Origin of the sequence: Pseudoalteromonas sp. SK18 (genome assembly GCF_001974855.1) — a bacterium.
Classification (GTDB): Bacteria; Pseudomonadota; Gammaproteobacteria; order Enterobacterales; family Alteromonadaceae; genus Pseudoalteromonas.
In genome coordinates this window covers 1-18,441 of sequence record NZ_MTQB01000014.1, presented here as the reverse complement: position 1 = coordinate 18,441, position 18,441 = coordinate 1, and the positions used below count along the sequence as shown (strand labels likewise).

Sequence of the window (18,441 nt, the reverse complement as noted above, 5' to 3'; positions counted from 1 at the left end):
TATGATTAATCTAAAACGCGTTAAAGTCGCCATGGTATTGGCCGTTAGCTTTTTTATTGCCAGTTGTTCAGCCCCAAGTGTTGAACATTACAAAGGTTCAGAACCAAATTTCGATTTTAAGACCTTCTTTAGTGGCGATTTGAAAGCCTATGGCGTTGTACAAGACTTTAAAGGTGAATTAACTCGTAAGCTTGTTGTGGATTTAAGCGCTACGTGGGATGGCAATAAGGGCACTATTGAAGAAGATTTTGTTTACGATGATGGGGAAACACAAAAACGTATCTGGAAAATAACTTTAAACGACGATAACACTTTAACTGGAACGGCCTCAGATGTTTTAGGAATAGCCACAGGTGAAAGTGACGGCAGTGTGTTTCATTGGAATTATAATGTAGAGATCCCTTACGATGGCAGTTCGTTGGAAGTTAATTTTGACGATTGGATGTACCTAGTAACAAATACCCGCTTGATAAACCGTACGTCTATTGTTAAGTTTGGTGTTGAGGTTGGGGAAGTGACCTTAGTAATAGAAAAGGTAGAGTGAGTCATTAAGGTGCAAAGCTGCACTAATAGTGTGCCTAAATTAAGCTTTTGTTAACTCAACTCGCTGTATTTTACAGTGAATTTTACTATTTTTACTAATTTTTTAGTATTTTAGATAAAAATCGTAATTTGCTGTTGCTAACTCTTCGAAAATGCATAAAGATAGGATTTGCGAAGGCAAAATAATAACGAATAGGAATCTAATAATGAACAAAGCTCAACTAGTTGAAAAAATCTCTACTGACGCAGAAATCTCTAAAGCAGCCGCTACACGTGCACTTGATGCATTCACAGGCGCTGTAACTTCTTCATTAAAAGAAGGCAACTCTGTTGCATTAGTTGGTTTTGGTACTTTTTCAGTTAAAGAACGTGCTGCACGCACGGGTCGTAACCCACAAACGGGTGCAGAAATCCAAATTTCAGCAGCGACTATCCCAAGCTTTAAACCAGGTAAAGGTCTTAAAGACCAAGTAAACCTATAATTTTTGGTTTATAAAATATAATAAAAGGGCTATTAAGCCCTTTTTTTTTATCGTAAATTTTTGGTTATTTAATTTACGCTATTTAACCTTAGCTCAGCTTATTTAGCTTTAAGCGCTTTATCACCTCGGCCAATGCCGACCGCGCCCGAGCGTACTACTTCTATGATGTCGGTTTCGTGGCGTAAGGTATCTAAGAACGACTCTATTTTATCGGTGCTGCTTACCAGTTGTAGGCTATAACTCTGGCGACCCATATCTAAAATAGCCCCTTGAAATACATCAACAACACGGGTTACTGCCGCACGAGTCGCTTCGTCTTTGGCAAATACTTTTACTAATAGTAGTTCACGCTCTATGTGGCTCATGTCAGTTAAATCAATCACTTTAAGCACATCGACCAGTTTGTTCACTTGCTTTGTTATTTGTTCAACAATTCTGTCATCGCCCTTAGTGGTTACCGTAATGCGAGAAAGTGATTCATCGTCTGTGGTACCCACTGTTAAGCTATCAATATTGTAGGCTCGCTGAGAAAATAGTCCCACTATACGTGATAACGCACCGGGTTCATTTTCTAATAATATAGATAATATACGACGCATTATGCCTTCACTCCTTTTCTTAACCACATCTCATCTATGCCACCGTGCTTAATTTGCATCGGATAAACATGTTCTTTTTCGTCTACTAAAATATCTAAAAATACCAATCTATCGGTGATCGACATGGCTTTGTCTATCGCTGGTTGTAACTCATCAAGGGTGTTTACTCTGATACCCACATGGCCATAGCTTTCAACAAGCTTTACAAAATCAGGCAAAGATTCCATATACGATGAAGAGTGTCTGCCGCCATAAATCATGTCTTGCCATTGTCTTACCATCCCCAGTGAGCGGTTATTTAAGGAGATCACCTTTACTGCTAAGTTATACTGTAAACAGGTTGATAGCTCTTGAATGTTCATTTGTATAGAGCCGTCGCCAGTTACACATAAAGACTCTTTTTCAGGAAAAGCCAGTTTAACGCCCATTGCTGCAGGTAAACCAAAGCCCATAGTGCCTAGACCACCGGAATTGATCCACTGTCGAGGGTGTTTAAATGGGTAATACTGCGCGGCAAACATTTGGTGTTGCCCAACATCAGAGCTGACATAAGCATCTCCGTTGGTCGCTTCATATATTGCCTCTATAACTGCTTGAGGTTTTATTTTGTCACCATCGCTATTGTAACTAAGGCATTTTTGTTCACGCCAGCTGATCACTTGTCGCCACCAATCTTCTTGTGCACTGCGATCAATTTTAATTGGGCTGTTATCTATGGCAGTTTGTAATTGCTCAAGTACCGTTGCCAAACAGCCAACAACAGGAATATGTGATTTAATGGTTTTAGAAATAGAGGTTGGATCAACATCAACATGCACGATAGTGGCATTAGGGCAGAATTTTTGAACGTTATTAGTAACCCGATCATCGAATCGTGCACCAAGCGCTAAAATAACATCGGCATTGGCCATGGCTTTATTTGCTTCTAATGTACCGTGCATACCTAACATACCAATAAAGTTAGGGTGAATGCCCGATATACCACCTAGTCCCATAAGCGTGTTGGTAATAGGGGCGTTAAGTGACTCGACTAAATGAGTTAGTTGCTCTGAGGTGTTTGAAAGCACAATACCGCCACCCGAGTAGATAACCAGTTTCTTCGCTTCTAAAATAGCAGTAACAGCTTTACGAATTTGTTTAGAATGACCCTTTGTATTTGGATTATAGGTTCTGAGCTCAGTTGCTGTCGGGAAGTTGTAAGCAAAAGTTAGTTCTGGGTTAAGCATGTCTTTAGGAAGTTCTACTACCACCGGGCCTGGGCGGCCAGTGCTGGCAATATAAAAGGCTTTGGCAAGAATATTAGGTATTTCACTAGCGCTTCTACAATTAAAGCTATGCTTTACAATGGGGCGAGAGCAGCCAACAATATCGGTTTCTTGAAACGCGTCATCGCCAATTAGGTTTGTTGGTACCTGACCTGATAACACCACCATAGGAATTGAATCCATATAGGCTGTAGCAATTCCTGTTACGCAGTTGGTTGCGCCGGGACCTGAAGTAGCTAACACTACACCCACTTCACCCGTTGCTCTTGCATAGCCATCAGCCATGTGTGTGGCCGCTTGTTCATGGCGTACTAAAATGTGTTCAATATCGTCCTGCTGAAATAGTGCATCGTATAAATCTAATACTGAGCCACCGGGGTAACCAAATATATACTTAACCTTAAGCTCTTTTAATGACTTAACAACTAATTCAGAGCCATTATATTCTTGTTTACTCATCCTCATTCCTCTGTTGATTACATGCAAAAAAAAACCCCCGCGTAGTGCGAGGGTTTTAAAAAGCATTTTTCACCTTTTAATACATCCCCGCTGGGCTTATCACTAAGACCAGTACGAGTAAGACTAATAGACGAAATTGTGTGTTCATGGTGTTTTTGCTCTTTAAAATAAAATATTGTTTAAAAGACAATTTTTGTATGTGGTTATTTTTAAGGCTTTTGTGCACGCATGTCAACCCATTAAGCTGTTTTTTGGATTAAAAATTCATTTTTAAATGGTTTTTAATCTTAAACTCTATTTTGTATGAGTTATTTTCACTTTATAAGCAGAAATTATGCAGTTTATGCTTTTGTGTAAGTGCTGGTGATGATGGAAAAAAACGTTCGATGCAGTGCTTATCTGACATAAAAAAAGCCAGCATTAGCTGGCTTTTAATTTAACAGTCCTAATTACAGACGGTCAATTACTGATTGTGTGAAATCAGTAGTGCCGTGGCTGCCGCCTAAATCGCGGGTAGTACGGTCGCCTGATTTAATTACATCAGCCACTGCGCTACGAATACGCTCAGCTGTATCGCCCATGTTTAAATGCTCTAGCATTTGAATAGAGGCTAAAATCACTGACGTAGGGTTTGCAAGGTTTTTACCAGCAATATCCGGTGCGCTACCGTGAACAGCTTCAAAAATAGCAGCATCTTCACCAATGTTTGCACCAGGGGCCATGCCTAAACCGCCAACTAAGCCTGCACATAAGTCAGATAAAATATCGCCAAATAAGTTCGTTGTAACGATAACGTCAAACTCTTCAGGAGTCATTACAAGTTTCATACATGTTGCATCAACAATCATTTCAGTTGATTCAATTTCTGGGTAACGCTCAGCCACTTCACGCGCTACTTTTAAGAATAAACCAGACGTTGATTTTAAAATGTTTGCTTTGTGTACAGCCGTTACTTTTTTACGGCCTTCACGCACAGCAAGTTCGTATGCGAATGTCACAATTTTTTCTGCGCCTTCGCGAGTGATCACAGATTTTGCTTCAGCTTCGGTGCCATCTTCAGATACTACTTGGCCTGCACCTGAATACATACCTTGCGTGTTTTCACGAATAGTGATGATATCAATATCGTCGTAACGTGCTTTAGTACCGGCAAACGATTTAACCGGACGTACATTGGCATACAAACCAAATTGCTTACGAAGCGTTACGTTGATAGATGTAAAACCTTCGCCTACTGGCGTGGTTAATGGCCCTTTTAAGGTGATTTTATTTTTAGCAATTGTGTCAATTGTTTCTTGTGGAAGCAATTCGCCCGTTTTTTCAAGCGCAGCAAGGCCAGCGTCAACAAATTCATAATCAAAATCGCATCCTGCGGCTTTTAGTATTTCAAGTGCTGAGTCGATAATGCTTGGGCCGATGCCGTCGCCTTTGATCACTGTTATGGTTTGTTTGGCCATGAACTTTTCCTTTAAAGATTTGGATACACACATAAATAATAAACACTTACAGAGTTTAGACTACTTATATGACAGGGGTGCTAAATTTAAGCCGGCATTTATACCAATTTATTAGACATTTTGCCAGTTTATAGTATCAATACAGGGTATAACTTTAAGTTATAGTGATAATAAGTCAGCTAAATACTATTGTGCAGCCCTAAGCGCAGCAGCGATTGATTAAAATCGGCTTCACTTTGCCAACCATGGCGACTAAGTTGTTGATTCAATATTTGCTGTTGCCATGCTGTTAATGGCAGGTTAGGTTGAAGTATACGCTGTGCCACTACCTTTAATGCCGCCCATAATTGACCGGCATCATTAAGCTGCTTTTTAGGGAGTTTCTCAGCATTTAATAAAGCCGATGCCCACGGATCGCCACTAAGTAATTCGTTAAGCTCGTTATTTAAATGAGGAGCATCTATTTTGTTTACACCAAAAAATGCACTAAACGGTGTATCGAGCGATTTATTCGGTGTTTTGTCAATGGTAATTTTTCTAGAAATATTTGGGCTGTAATGTATCAATACATAATATAAATAGGCATATAAGCTTAAGCTAATGCGCTCACTTTGTACGCGAGGATTATGTTTTACTAGTAGCGCTAAAATATTAATTAAACAGCTGATACGGGTGCATAAAAAGGCATGTAAAGGATGAGCGATACTATTTACTAATTGCTTAAACAGCACCCCTTGAATAATAGCCGGTGCTTTATCGTAACCCACCATAGATAAGCTATGTCTTAAGTCTTTAGCCGGTAATCGCTCTTTATTGTAGTGCTGCACCGCTATGCATACTGACTTTATAACATCAGGGTAGGGGGTAAGTAAGGTATTTAAAGCTTTAAAACTGTATTCTTGTTGAGCTTTTATTTGTTTTACTAATTGGTACAAAGGCGTTTGTGCAGAGTGTTCACTGTGTGGAATATTAACATGTTCACTGTCCCATACTTTTAAAAACAAGCGGTTATCATTGCACTCCCATGCTTTAGAGTCATCGGTGAGTGATGCTTTAATACGATACCATGCCATTTTAGTATTGGCGTTATTAACAATAATATGTCGTTCTAGCCTATCAGTGGCTAAATAAACCATGGCTTGGTCAGCATAGACGACTTGGCTGCCAGGTATGTATTGCCCTAGGTGGGCAACTAGCGCTTTTAATAACGCCTGTGCAAATGAGTTTGGGGTTCTTATATATAAATCGGCGACTGCTTTATAAAAATTTATGTGTTGTTGTTTTTCATTACAAGTAACGTTAAGTGCTAATATATTAGCTAAAGAAACCAACACACTGGCACCGTCATAAAGCATAATTTTAGGTGTATCTAATAATGCGTGTTTGTATTTGCCTAATTTTGCCAAAATATGAGCAATTTGATGCGCGGGTTGTTTAGCCGTTAATATTACTTTGGCTGCGAGCTTATGGCGTAATTGCCACATTTTTGTATCGGTTTCGTTAAACGTTTGATGTTGAGCTAACTTATTTAATTGCTTGGCAACACAAAGGTGTTCCACCAACGAGGCGCTAATGTAAAGCTCGGTTAAATTACTGTCGTAGTTTTGACTGCTACACAGAGCACAGGTTAATACACATTGGTTAACCACTAAATTGGTTGCGTAGCTATAATGTGTTTTATACAGATTAAGCTGAGCTTGTAACGCTGCTGGGTTTTGTTTGTATATCGCTGCGTATTGCTCTGATAGTTTACACACAAGAGGGTAAAAGGTATGCCACTGGCTTTTATTATTATGGGAGTTTAAAAGCAGTTGCGTGCTTTCGAGTAGCTTTTTTAATTTACCCGACAGTGGAGCTTCCATTAAATTTTTCCATCATTATGCTCAAGGTATTTTTCATAAGCACTAGGGCCCCACATTAATAGTTGGCCATTTTTAAATAACAACCCAGTACATTCATCCATGGTGGTGATGCCGTCTGAGGTTTTGTGCTGGGTACGATAAAAAATCACTTGCCACACTTGCTCGCCATCACGTTTAGCATAGGTTAAATCTGGGCTACCTAAATATTCAAGCACATCATTTAGCGTAAAGGTATCTTCTAAGCGCAATTTTTCTATATAGCGTTTATTAAATGCTTCTCTGTCTTGCCAAATCATAGCTTGTGGATCGTCTTTATAAAACATAATAACCGACGTGGCTACTAGTGCATATAAGCCTAATCCTAATATTAAATACCTAAAAAACTTTTTAAACATTGCCTACCCAGACCAAAATAACTATCGCTAGTATACGTATTGCTAGTGTACAGTGCTATTAACTTGCGACTAATTAAGCCTTAACTGCTTTAAACTAAAGCCTAAATGGATATCTGTACGCAAACTCACCAGTTGCTTAGAAATAACAAACATATCCATATCCTCATTAAGCTTTTTTTGTAACCGCGCATTTAACGATTCATCAATTAGCGCATCTTCAATAGAGCTATATTGATTAACCAATTGCTGCGCGGATTTAACACCAATGCCTTTAACACCAGGAATGTCATTGGTTTTATCTCCTGCAAGTGCCCAAAAGTCGATTAGTTTATGCTGCTCAACGGCGAAGCGCTCTTGAATGTGTTGTTCATTCAGGTGCTGCTTTTTAAAGTAATCGTAGACTTCAATATGCTCATTTAAATGAGGTAAAAAGCCTTTATCGGTCGAGATAATGGTGTTGTTTATCTGATTATTCGCGGCTTTATGCGCTAAAGTCGCAATAATATCGTCGGCTTCATCGTTAGTCGGTTCAAACACCACAATACCGGTTTCTTCAATGGCCGCTTTAAAATGTGGTAACGCGCTTTTTAGGGTCTCTGGCATGGGGGCACGGGAATGTTTGTAGTCTTTATAAAAGTGGTAACGCCAGCTTTTTTCACCATCAAAAACCGCAATTGCATGGGTTGCATTGGTGGTGGTTAAAAGTTTTTTGCATGCATGTGCAACCCGTGCACAGCAGGCTTTTAACATGTGCTCTTCGCTGTGATGGCTTTGGTTTGCATCAACAGCATAAATGCGCCTAATTAAATTAAGCGCATCAATAAGGAGTAAATGGGGATTCAATTAGAAACTCACGCTTTTATTGTATAACAAGGAATATACTTACTTCCGGGAAGTTTCATTCTACCTTGTTCTACAAATGCTTGTAAAAGCTTGTCCATTGCTTTCATTAAGTCAGGCTCACCACTTAACACATAGGGGCCATGCTCTTTAATTGCATTTAAGCCTTCTTCTTTTACGTTACCGGCAACAATTCCCGAAAACGCACGGCGTAAATTAGCGGCGAGCTGTTGTTTGGGTTGATCAAGGTGCAAATCAAGTGACGCCATGGCTTCATGAGTTGGATAAAAAGGTTGCTGAAAATCATTTTCTATTTTCAACGTCCAGTTAAAGTAATAGGCATCGCCTTGGCTTTTACGGTATTCGCGAACCCCGTTCATGGCCGATTTAAGCTTTTGGCTAACTAATTGAGGGTCATCAATTATCACTTCAAACTTACTCAGCGCAGCATCACCTAAAGTCAATTGAATAAACTTACACAGTTCTTCAAAGTAAGCTTTGCTGTGTTTAGGGCCTGTTAAAATAACCGGTAAACACTGTTTGTCATTTTCAGGGTGTAATAAAATACCTAATAAATACAGTAACTCTTCAGCTGTACCTGCGCCACCTGGAAAAATAATTATAGCATGTGCGGTGCGAACAAATGCCTCAAGTCGTTTTTCAATGTCGGGTAAAATCACCAGCTCATTTACAATTGGGTTGGGTGGCTCTGCCGCTATAATACTGGGCTCAGTTAAACCTAAATAACGATTATTGGTAATACGTTGCTTTGCATGGCCAATGGTCGCGCCTTTCATTGGGCCTTTCATTGCACCTGGGCCACAACCGGTACAAATATTTAAGCCACGCAAACCTAGTTCATAGCCAACTTGCTTGGTGTATTTATATTCTACCTCGTTAATAGAGTGGCCACCCCAACATACAATCATGTTAGGTTCGCTATTTACCTTAAGTGCGTCGGCATTTCTGAGCATATCAAAAACCATGTGGGTAATAGCTTTAGTTTCTTGCAGGTTCTTTTCATACTTTTGGCAAATAAACAAAATATCGCGAATAACCGAAAATATGTGCTCATGTATACCTGTTACTATGTGACCATCAACAAAGGCGGTTTGCGGAGGGTTCTCTAATTCAATTTTTATACCGCGTTCACGGCTAACCAAACGTATATCAAAATCTTTGTGTTTATCGTAAATATCGTTACTTACGTCGGTGTGGCTGCCTACATTAAGCACGGCCAATACACAGTTTCTAAATAGTCTGTAGCGTTCGCTGTTTGATGATTGCTCGAGTAAGTCTACTTCTAGCTGCGACAATAAATCTAATACCCCCGTAGGGTTTAATTGTATTAGCATAGACATTCTCCTTGAAACTTCTTGGGTAAATTTACTGCGTAGTTATGCCTTATACTCAAAGGTAAAAGTGCATAACACTATTTACTAATACACAGACGATCCCGGCCTGAGTTTTTAGCATCGTATAGAGCTTCATCGGCTCTATCAAACGCTTTTAGAGGGGTGTCACCCACTTTAAATTGGGTTGCACCCAATGAAACGGTAATTTGAATTTGCTGGTCTTTAAATTTAAACGGGATCTTTTTAATCGACTGCCTCAATTTATTAAGGTGTTCAGTTGCACTATCAAGTGAAGTTCGCGGCATTAATAACACAAACTCTTCGCCGCCATAACGGGCAATAAAATCAGTTTGTCTAATCGATTTTTGCAGCGCTTTGGCAATCACTTGCAAGGTAATGTCGCCCGCTGTGTGGCCAAAACGATCGTTAATTGATTTAAAATGGTCAACATCAATAACCACTAAGGTTATGTCTGACGGGCGTTCGTTAAATACATTGATTTCGTGATTATAACGTTCATCAAAAGCTGCGCGATTAGGTAATTTGGTAAGACTGTCGAGTAAACTTTTAAAACGTTGTTCATTTAAACGTTTCTTATAATTACTAACTTTGTTTTCTAAACTGCCAATTCTATCGTTTATTTGTGCAAAGCTAGAAATTAAAATTTGGCGATCTTTTTGTTCTAGCTGCTCTTTTTCTAAAATATCAGCACTTAATGAGCGTAACTCATTTTCAACCAATTGCTTTAACTCTGTAATTGATGTTGCTTTATTTGTTTGTGTATTTAAATTTCTTAGCTTTTCACCAATTCGTTGATTAATTGAGTCAAACTCAACAGTCATCGATTCAGAATGTTCACTGGTCGATACCAATGAGCGATGTAGCTCTTCAAGCGTTTGGTTTAAAGAGGTTAAAAAGCTTTGCGCTGATTCACGTTCAACTTGGATGCTTTGTACAATAAGTACAATTACATCAATTGCTGCATCAAGTAGCTGATCAACCGCTCTATTTTTAGCAATACGTTTTTTAATTAAATACAGCGCTTCGTTTGCTTTTTCTTCAAGCACTAACTCGCTGACTAACTTAAACAGCTTGTCAGTAAGAATGGTTAAATTAGGCGGCTCAAAGGTGGTATTACTTTTAGCAATTAAGGCTTGATGATAAAAAGTAATTAGCTGGTTTAATACGGGTATAAAACCATGTACCGATTGAATATCGTCTAGCTCGTTATCGAGCAAATGGCGAAGCGTTCTGCGCGTATCGTCAGGCAAACCTTTAGTTTGTTGTAATTGTTTGCCTGCACTTTGAACGCTGGTAAAAAGGTCACGTTGATGTGCTAGTTGAATGGCTTCTTGGTTTTTTAGCAAGGCTAAAATATCATCTACCAAAGGCGAAAAGTCCTCAAAACTCATGCCTTTGTTGAGTGCACTGCGGAACTTGGCCAGACGGTTATCAAGCTCAGTATCAAGTCCCTTACAGCTTAAAGATAACTTAGCTGCAAAGTTAGAAAGCGTACTCACTTGATGTTGACGCGCACTTTCTATTACTTTTCTACTGTCGATTGCTTGTTTTAATTTTTGTTCCACCGTATTGGAGCTCCTAGACACCTACACACCATCATTTTAGTACCGTTATTGTTTTAGTTTACAACAAAAACATATTAATAGTAGGGATGAGATCAAAAACTTAATGTTTTTAATAACAAAATACGAACGATCTTGAATATAAGTGCATTTATCGCTTTTAATTCACTTTTAAAAAGGGTCTTGTTAATCTTGGTACAACAATACCTTATATAAAAAAGAGCCTTCATGAAAAAGCTACTTGCCTTATCAATTTTAGCTGCCTGTTCAGCACCGGTAATTGCCGACGTTAATTACGCTTTAAACATCTCCCAGCCAGAACATCACCTAGGTGATGTAAATGTAGAATTCCCTAAAACAGCGCAATCTTATTTAGATGTAAAACTGCCAGCATGGCGCACTGGCCGCTATGAAATTTTAAATCTTGCTAATGGTGTACGTTATTTTAAAGCCAGCGATGATGAAGGTAATGCACTAAAGTGGGAAAAAATAGATCACAGCACATGGCGTGTTCATTTAAACGAGCCAACTCAAGTCAATGTTGATTACCAAGTGTATGCTAATGAGCTAGGTAAGCGCGCTCGTCATATTGACGACAGCCATGCCTTTGTTGATGCTTCAGGCTTTTTTATGTTTAGCGAATCATTTCGCCAAGAGCCAGTTACGGTTGAATTAAACGTACCTAAAGCATGGCGCTCGGTGTCGGGTATGGAAAACTATAAAAATAAACACAGCTTTAAAGCCAGCGACTACGACGTGCTAGTTGATTCTCCAATAGAAACCGGTGTTAACGAACTACGTACTTTTGAAGTTGATGGCCGTGAGTACGAGCTAGTGGTGTGGGGCGAAGGTAATTACGACATAGAACTGATGCTAACCGATCTGAAAAAGCTAGTGGCAACGGGCAATGTAATTTGGGACAGCTACCCGTATGAGCGTTATGTATTTATGGTGCATGCTACATCGGGCGCGGGCGGCGCAACCGAACACTTAAACTCAACTATTATTCAACGCCCACGCGATCGCTTTGCTAAACGTGAAGATTACTTAGCTTTTATAAGCACAGCGGCACATGAATTTATTCATACTTGGAATGTAAAAGCGTACCGTCCTAAAGGGCTTGCGCCATACGACTACACCAATATAAATTATTCAAAACTGCTGTGGATTGCCGAAGGCTCTACCAGCTATTTTGAAGACCATTTATTAGTGCGCTCAGGCATTCAAACCACCGATGAGTTTTTTAAGAACTTTAGTAAAACCATTAATCGCCATCTCACAACCCCTGGGCGTGAAGTGCAAAGTGCTAGCGAAACCAGCTTTGATAAATGGATAAATCAAGGTGGTGATCATGCTCGTAACTATGGCACTAATATCTACCTTGAAGGCTCGCTATTGTCGATGGCGTTAGATATCGACCTACTAGAAAAAAGCCAAGGTAAAATAAGCTATAAAAATGTACATAACGAACTTTATAACCAGCATAAGCTACCAGCGGGTTTTACTGAGCAAGACGTATTAGCTATTTTAAAGCAGCTAACAGGGCGTGATTACAGCAATTGGTGGCAAGAAAATGTTAGCACACCAGCTAGCCTAGATTTTGATGCACTGCTAGCAAAAGTAGGTTTGAGCTTTGAATTACCAGAAAAAGCCAAGGCCACACCAAGCTTAGATGCCTTTACTAAAAATACTGGCGAGTTACTTACGCTTACCCATGTTCGCCGCGATGGTGCTGCATGGCAGGGCGGCTTAACCACCTACGATAAGCTAGTCGCTATTAACAAAAAGCATGTAGGGAAAGACTTAACCGCGAGCCTAGAAACCTTTAAAGCAGGGGACAAGGTAACTGTTGATTTTATTCGCCGTGACGCCTTAATGTCGACTGAGCTTGTGTTGTCTGAAGATTTCGACAAACCAAAAAAAGTAGTCGCGAATAAAAATGCCACTGCAGAGCAAAAAGCACTGTTTAAAGCATGGATGGGTGTAGCGCATCCAAATGATGTGAAAAAAGACGACTAACATCGTTTATCATTTTGTTTAAAAAGGAGCTTAGGCTCCTTTTTTGTTTATTGGGCGCTATATTGTAACAATTTATCTCAGCGCAGTTGACCTGACTCATACTTAATGAGTAATCTGCTGGTTCAATAATAAAAGGGATTCTATAATGCGTTTAAAACCTCTTGTTGCCACGTTGGTAGCAACCTGTTCACTGGCACTTTCTTCTGCGGCCCATGCCGATGAAGGCATGTGGCAACCTCATCAACTACCAGAGCTAGAGTCAATTTTAAAAGCCAAAGGGCTTGAAATTAGCGTTGATTCAATTTCAAAATTAACCGAATTTCCAATGAATGCGGTTATCAGCTTAGGCGGTTGTACAGCATCGTTTGTTTCGCCAAAAGGCTTAGTTGTAACTAACCATCACTGTATTTATGGTTCGGTGCAATATAATTCAACGCCTGAAAATAACATTTTAGAAAATGGCTTTTTAGCAAAAACACCGGCTGAAGACTTACCAGCTGCGCCAGGTTCACGTGTGTATGTGACTGAAACAGTGACCAACGTGACCGATAAAGTGATTAGCGGCACTAACGAGCTAAGCGCAAAAGCACGCTACGATGCGTTAGAAAAAAATCAAAAAGCACTTGTTGCACAGTGTGAAGCTGATGCCAGTTACCGTTGTAATGTGTATTCGTTTCATGGTGGTTTAGAGTTTTACCTAATTAAATCGCTGGAAATTAAAGATGTACGTTTAGCGTATGCACCTGCCATGGGCGTAGGTAAATACGGTGGCGATATCGACAACTGGATGTGGCCGCGCCACACGGGTGACTTTGGTTTTTACCGCGCATACGTAGGTAAAGATGGCAAGCCAGCAGAATACAGTGAAGATAACGTACCTTACGTGCCAGAGTCTTACTTAAGTGTAAGTGCTAAAGGCGTGCAAGAGGGCGATTTTGTCATGGTAACAGGCTATCCAGGGCGTACTAATCGTTACCGTATTGCGGCAGAGGTCGATTACGTATTTAACGACAGTTACCCTAAAGCACGCATGCACAATACTAAATACGTGTCACTGATTGAAGAAAACTCAGAAGATGGCAGTAAAGCGCGTATTGCTTACGAAAGCACCATTGCAGGGTACAACAACTACATTAAAAACTATGGCTCAATGATCGAAAGCTTTAAAAAAGGCACTATGTTTGAGCGTAAAAAACAATTTGAACAAGAACTTACAAGCTGGATCAACAGCGATAGCGAGCGTAAACAGCGCTACGGTAACGTACTTAATGAGTTATCGGCGTTAGTGGCACAATCGCAAGAGCACAGCGAGCGCGACCGTATGGTAGGCTATGTTCACCGTTCACAAATGATCAGCACGGCACGTCGTTTATACCGCTTAGCGGTTGAAAAACAAAAGCCAAATAGCGAGCGTGAATCAGGTTATCAAGAACGTGATTTACCGCGTATTAAATCTTCTCTTGAGCGTATGTCACGTCGCTTTGATACAAACGTAGATAAAGCTATATTACTGCACTTTTTAGAGCAATATGCAGCATTACCTAAAGCAGAGCGTTTTAGTGAAATTGATAAAGCTTTTGCTTTAGAAAACGGTTTTGATAAAGCAAAACAAAGTGCATTGCTAGATGAAATGTATGCTAAATCAACGCTTGATAACGAAATTGTTCGTAATTCATTATTTGAACAAACACTTAGCCAGCTTAACCAAAGCCAAGACCCATTCATGCAATATGCTAAAGCTATATTTGCTGTGATGAAAGCCGAGGAAGATAAGTCAAAAGCCTTGGCTGGTAAGTTACAAGCTGCTCGCCCAGAGTTAATGAGTGCAATTATTGCCTTTAACAAAGCGCAAAACAAACCGGTTTACGCCGATGCAAACAGCACATTACGTGTAACTTACGGCACGGTAGGCGGTTATTCTCCGCAAGATGGATTAGTGGCTACGCCGTTTACTTCACTTGAAGGCTTATTGGCTAAAAACACCGATGTTGACCCATTTAATGCGCCTAAAAAGCTGCAAGAGCAAATTAAAGCGAAGCTTTATGGTGATTACACTGGTGGCATGAATACTGTTCCAGTTAACTTTTTATCAAATGTAGACACGACAGGTGGTAACTCAGGTTCGCCAACGCTTAACGGCAATGCTGAGCTGGTGGGTTTACTGTTTGACGGTGTGTACGAAAGCATTATTGGTGATTGGGATTACAACCCAGAACTAAACCGCTCAATTCATGTAGATTCACGCTACATGCTGTGGGTAATGGATAAAGTAGATAACGCCCAAAACTTATTAGACGAAATGAAAATCGTAAAATAAGTAGCAGTTAAACTAATAAAATGGCGCTCACCTTAACCGGAAGCGCCTTTTTTTTGGTTTAAACATTTTTGGATTAATTTAACTTAGGTACGGGCTGCGGGATGCGGGCTAAGGGGTAGGGGCTTCGGGCTAAGAGCTACGAGGTTCGTGTTGCGGGGGGAGCTAATTTGTTTTTAGCAGTAAATGTCTTTCGTAGCAGCGGTTTTATATCGCGTCAGAGTTAAGCCTAAATAAGTATTGACCACCGAGGCCACAGAGAAATGCTTAAAAGATATAAATCCACCTCTGTGTAGCGCAAAGCGCCTCGGGATTCTCTGTGGTGCAAAAACTGTTTTTATCAGTAAATGTCTTTAGTAGCAGCGATTTTAAATCGCGTCAGAGTTAAGCCTAAATAAGTATTTACCACCGAGAACACAGAGTTCACAGAGAAATACTTAAAAGATATCAATTCACCTCTGTATAGCGCTAAGCGCCTCGGGGTTCTCTGGGGTAGAAAAATTGTTTTTAGCAGTAAATGTCTTTAGTAGCAGCGATTTTAAATCGCGTCAGAGTTAAGCCTAAATAAGTATTTACCACCGAGAACACAGAGTTCACAGAGAAATGCTTAAAAGATATCAATTCACCTCTGTGTAGCGCAAAGCGCCTCGGGATTCTCTGTGGTGCAAAAATTGTTTTTATCAGTAAATGTCTTTTGTAGCAGCGATTTTATATCGCGTATTTATAGATATTTGCATTTTACTCGCGCTTCGTAGCCCGAAGCCTACCAATCATTTTTCTTTTTTAAATTAAGTCCTTAAGTGATTTATGCACAAAGAGGGGGAAGAGACGCTGCGCTTTTAGAGGAAGATATAAAACAAAACTATTTTTAGCTAGTCAGAATCATATAGCGCCACGTTATCTTGGCTGAGTATGTGAGGTTGCAATTTGCACATTTAAGGTAAAATGGGAGTGCAGATAAAGAAAAGCTAAAAACATCTTTTTAATGTTCACAGCGAGTGCACTGAATCATAAATTTTCTTGTGTTTTTTCCGTTAGAAGTTCTTGTTAGTTTTTATTATTTACAATACTTTTTGGCTTTAAAAAAACCTGTAATACAAATTACTATATAAAAAGCATACAACCCTATCTTTTCAGCCCACGTAGCTTGTGGAAGTGAGCCATAAAAACGAAGGTAATCATTAAAAACTAACATCCCAACACAAACTATAATAGCAGTTGTTTTGAAGTAGAAAACACCCGCCGATTTTATAGTTGATATAGAGACAATTAAAGCCCCAAAGATAGATAAAAAGCTAATATTGACATGGCTCCAGGTACAATACTTGGTGCTAGTGCAAAAGTTGTTATGATTATTGAAAACCATCCTAATATTTTAATGGTCATTCGACTCCTTTAAAAACTAACAACCGTATAACACGCAATGTGTTGGCGTGGTTTTTTGTTTGCCAAAACTATGACAACTTTACATTGTCGGAGTTTAGGTGTTTGTTATATTCTTATCATATTCCTGGTTAACATTTGATAAATACTTATTAAATAAGTTAAAACGATAACGCAAGAGATAGCTAAAATACTACTGTTAGGGAATAAATACCAAGCGGCTATAATTAAAATACTTCTTAGCACAGCATGAATTAAGCCAACAGGGTGTTTAACGATCCAAGAATACACTACCCAATGAAGTCCTAAGCCAACGCCTAAACTCAAAGGAACAAATTCAGGTGCATTTAAAAGTAACGGTATATGGACAGCCCAAAGAAGATTAACCATCACTATGCATAAACCCATTAGTTTTGCTAAAGGATTGGATGAGGAAACTAAGTTCTCATTTCTAAATTTAGCAATTACTAAAGCTATAGGAAAAATACCGCCTGTTGCAAAAAGTAGAATATATATAGAAATATTTGCGCTAAATTGTGTACTTAAAAGCCCAACTAAACCCCAAATAATGGTTCCAGCAACCGGCATTGAAATAGATCTGTTTGAAGATTGTTCAAATTCTATTCTGTATTCATCTAATGTCAAAATACTCTCTCCTTGCTTGAGTAATGCTCAGACTTATTGAAGCACATAACGCCGCATTAAGGTGTGAGCGGCGCTTGGCTATACTTGAGCGAAGCGAAAGCGCCAAGCGTTGCGAATCACTCTTAAATGCTTTGTTATACAACAGGTTTTTGCTCTAGACTTCTTATTGTCACCTGAGAGTTGAAATCAGTAGAGTTGATAACATCCAACATTTCATACGCATTGTCACCATGCTTAATTACAGGGACTTTAGTTTTTATTTTGCCATGGCTTGTTTCATGATCTATTTCGAAAACCCAAGCCAATACTCCGTGATCAATCTGTTCATAGCTAGATACCGTCATGGGAAGAAGGTGATTATCGTAAGCATATTGAACAACCACATTTAAACCAACCCGGATATATTCGCCATTCATGTTGCAATATAGAACCAAGCGTCTGTCGTTTTGAAACGTAAAAGAAGCCACGTCTTTTACTATTCCTTTTGCGTCATAATGTAACTCCTTGATTAAAGGAGATAGTAATTCGACTATAGACATGTTTGAGACTTTGTCTGTAGACCATATTTTTTCATTTGAGTGCATGATTTGAGAGTCTAGTAATGCTAAATCAGCACTGCCCTTCTCGACGCAACAACTCAAAGCATCTATATCGGTAATACTGACGTTTTCATATGCCACATAAAAGGACAAAAAGTTCAGTGGAAGTGTTTCTGGAATTTCTTCTTTTAGGTTAACCAGAAGAACCCTATTACCTTGAAACCTTGCTACTTCCTTTACACTTTCTGGGAATTCTTTCCGCGAAATACAAATTAAGCTGTTAGCGCCGACATCATCTAACTTCGTTAACCAATCGTTAAAGGTAGCAATATTAACTTGCGACTTACGGTCTTGAACCTCAACTATTGTTACGTTACAACGAAATTCAGGGCCACTCTCAATGACAACGTCACATTGCCTAGTTCTTCCTGTTGGCGAATTCAACACTGGCAACAACACATTCTGACGAATAACTGAAGATGGAGAAATAGATCTTTCTATTAACTCCACTATTTTTTCAAGATCATCCCCTGGCTTCGCCATAAGATTGGTACTCCTCATTCTGAATGTTGTATAACATTTTAGTATTTATGCGACACGCTGTTTGTGTTGCATAATCGCTTGTTGGACTGAGCCGCTACCTGCTCGGTGTGTCAGAGTTGGTGTTGTTTATGCTATGGGAATTTGCTTTTTGGAGGCTC

14 protein-coding genes are annotated in these 18,441 nt (G+C 39.5%); 4 read left to right on the top strand and 10 right to left on the bottom strand.

The genetic code is table 11. The annotated features are described in order from the left end of the window. Nucleotide 1 precedes the first annotated feature (1 nt). Both BW139_RS11370 and BW139_RS11365 read left to right on the top strand, forming a co-directional pair. Nucleotides 2–544, top strand: a complete 543-nt coding sequence (locus tag BW139_RS11370; RefSeq protein WP_008466623.1) for a DUF3833 domain-containing protein — start codon at nucleotides 2–4, stop codon at nucleotides 542–544. 205 nt (nucleotides 545–749) lie between these two features. Then, nucleotides 750–1,025, top strand: a complete 276-nt coding sequence (locus BW139_RS11365) for an HU family DNA-binding protein (RefSeq protein WP_008112559.1) — start codon at nucleotides 750–752, stop codon at nucleotides 1,023–1,025. A 98-nt stretch (nucleotides 1,026–1,123) separates the two neighbouring features. On the opposite strand, the gene ilvN is transcribed toward BW139_RS11365, so the two are convergent. The 8 genes from ilvN to BW139_RS11325 form a co-directional block, all read right to left on the bottom strand. Further along, entirely contained in the window at nucleotides 1,124–1,624 is a 501-nt protein-coding gene (gene ilvN, locus BW139_RS11360; RefSeq protein WP_008112561.1) for an acetolactate synthase small subunit, read from the bottom strand. Then, nucleotides 1,624–3,348: an acetolactate synthase 3 large subunit gene (locus BW139_RS11355; RefSeq protein WP_076919737.1), complete on the bottom strand. Its 1,725-nt coding sequence runs from the start codon at nucleotides 3,346–3,348 to the stop codon at nucleotides 1,624–1,626. The genes ilvN and BW139_RS11355 overlap by 1 nt, the downstream gene beginning before the upstream one ends. 449 nt (nucleotides 3,349–3,797) lie before the next feature. Beyond that, a complete protein-coding gene (locus BW139_RS11350; protein ID WP_008112567.1) occupies nucleotides 3,798–4,805 on the bottom strand; it encodes an isocitrate dehydrogenase in 1,008 nt (335 codons plus the stop codon). A gap of 179 nt (nucleotides 4,806–4,984) precedes the next feature. Next, nucleotides 4,985–6,667, bottom strand: coding sequence for a hypothetical protein (locus tag BW139_RS11345; protein WP_076919736.1), 1,683 nt, complete (start codon nucleotides 6,665–6,667; stop codon nucleotides 4,985–4,987). Beyond that, on the bottom strand, nucleotides 6,667–7,062 hold the full coding sequence (locus tag BW139_RS11340) for a DUF3192 domain-containing protein (protein ID WP_008112571.1): 396 nt from the start codon (nucleotides 7,060–7,062) through the stop codon (nucleotides 6,667–6,669). The genes BW139_RS11345 and BW139_RS11340 overlap by 1 nt, the downstream gene beginning before the upstream one ends. Nucleotides 7,063–7,131: 69 nt before the next feature. Then, nucleotides 7,132–7,905, bottom strand: coding sequence for a flap endonuclease Xni (gene xni / locus BW139_RS11335; RefSeq protein WP_076919735.1), 774 nt, complete (start codon nucleotides 7,903–7,905; stop codon nucleotides 7,132–7,134). A gap of 8 nt (nucleotides 7,906–7,913) precedes the next feature. Continuing rightward, nucleotides 7,914–9,257: a nucleotide 5'-monophosphate nucleosidase PpnN gene (ppnN, locus tag BW139_RS11330; RefSeq protein ID WP_076919734.1), complete on the bottom strand. Its 1,344-nt coding sequence runs from the start codon at nucleotides 9,255–9,257 to the stop codon at nucleotides 7,914–7,916. 77 nt (nucleotides 9,258–9,334) lie between these two features. Next, nucleotides 9,335–10,843 (bottom strand): GGDEF domain-containing protein, encoded by a 1,509-nt coding sequence (locus BW139_RS11325; protein WP_083708665.1) that lies wholly within the window; start codon nucleotides 10,841–10,843, stop codon nucleotides 9,335–9,337. 225 nt (nucleotides 10,844–11,068) lie between these two features. Between BW139_RS11325 and BW139_RS11320 the strand changes: the two genes are divergently transcribed. Continuing rightward, nucleotides 11,069–12,859, top strand: a complete 1,791-nt coding sequence (locus BW139_RS11320) for a M61 family metallopeptidase (protein WP_076919732.1) — start codon at nucleotides 11,069–11,071, stop codon at nucleotides 12,857–12,859. 145 nt (nucleotides 12,860–13,004) lie between these two features. Then, nucleotides 13,005–15,176, top strand: coding sequence for a S46 family peptidase (locus BW139_RS11315; RefSeq protein WP_076919731.1), 2,172 nt, complete (start codon nucleotides 13,005–13,007; stop codon nucleotides 15,174–15,176). A gap of 1,488 nt (nucleotides 15,177–16,664) precedes the next feature. Here the strand turns inward: BW139_RS11315 and BW139_RS11305 are convergent. Both BW139_RS11305 and BW139_RS11300 read right to left on the bottom strand, forming a co-directional pair. Further along, a complete protein-coding gene (locus BW139_RS11305) occupies nucleotides 16,665–17,201 on the bottom strand; it encodes a DUF7010 family protein (RefSeq protein ID WP_076919730.1) in 537 nt (178 codons plus the stop codon). 134 nt (nucleotides 17,202–17,335) lie between these two features. Next, nucleotides 17,336–18,283 carry a hypothetical protein gene (locus BW139_RS11300; protein ID WP_076919729.1) on the bottom strand — a complete coding sequence of 316 codons (948 nt, stop codon included), beginning with the start codon at nucleotides 18,281–18,283 and terminating at the stop codon, nucleotides 17,336–17,338. Nucleotides 18,284–18,441 lie beyond the last annotated feature (158 nt).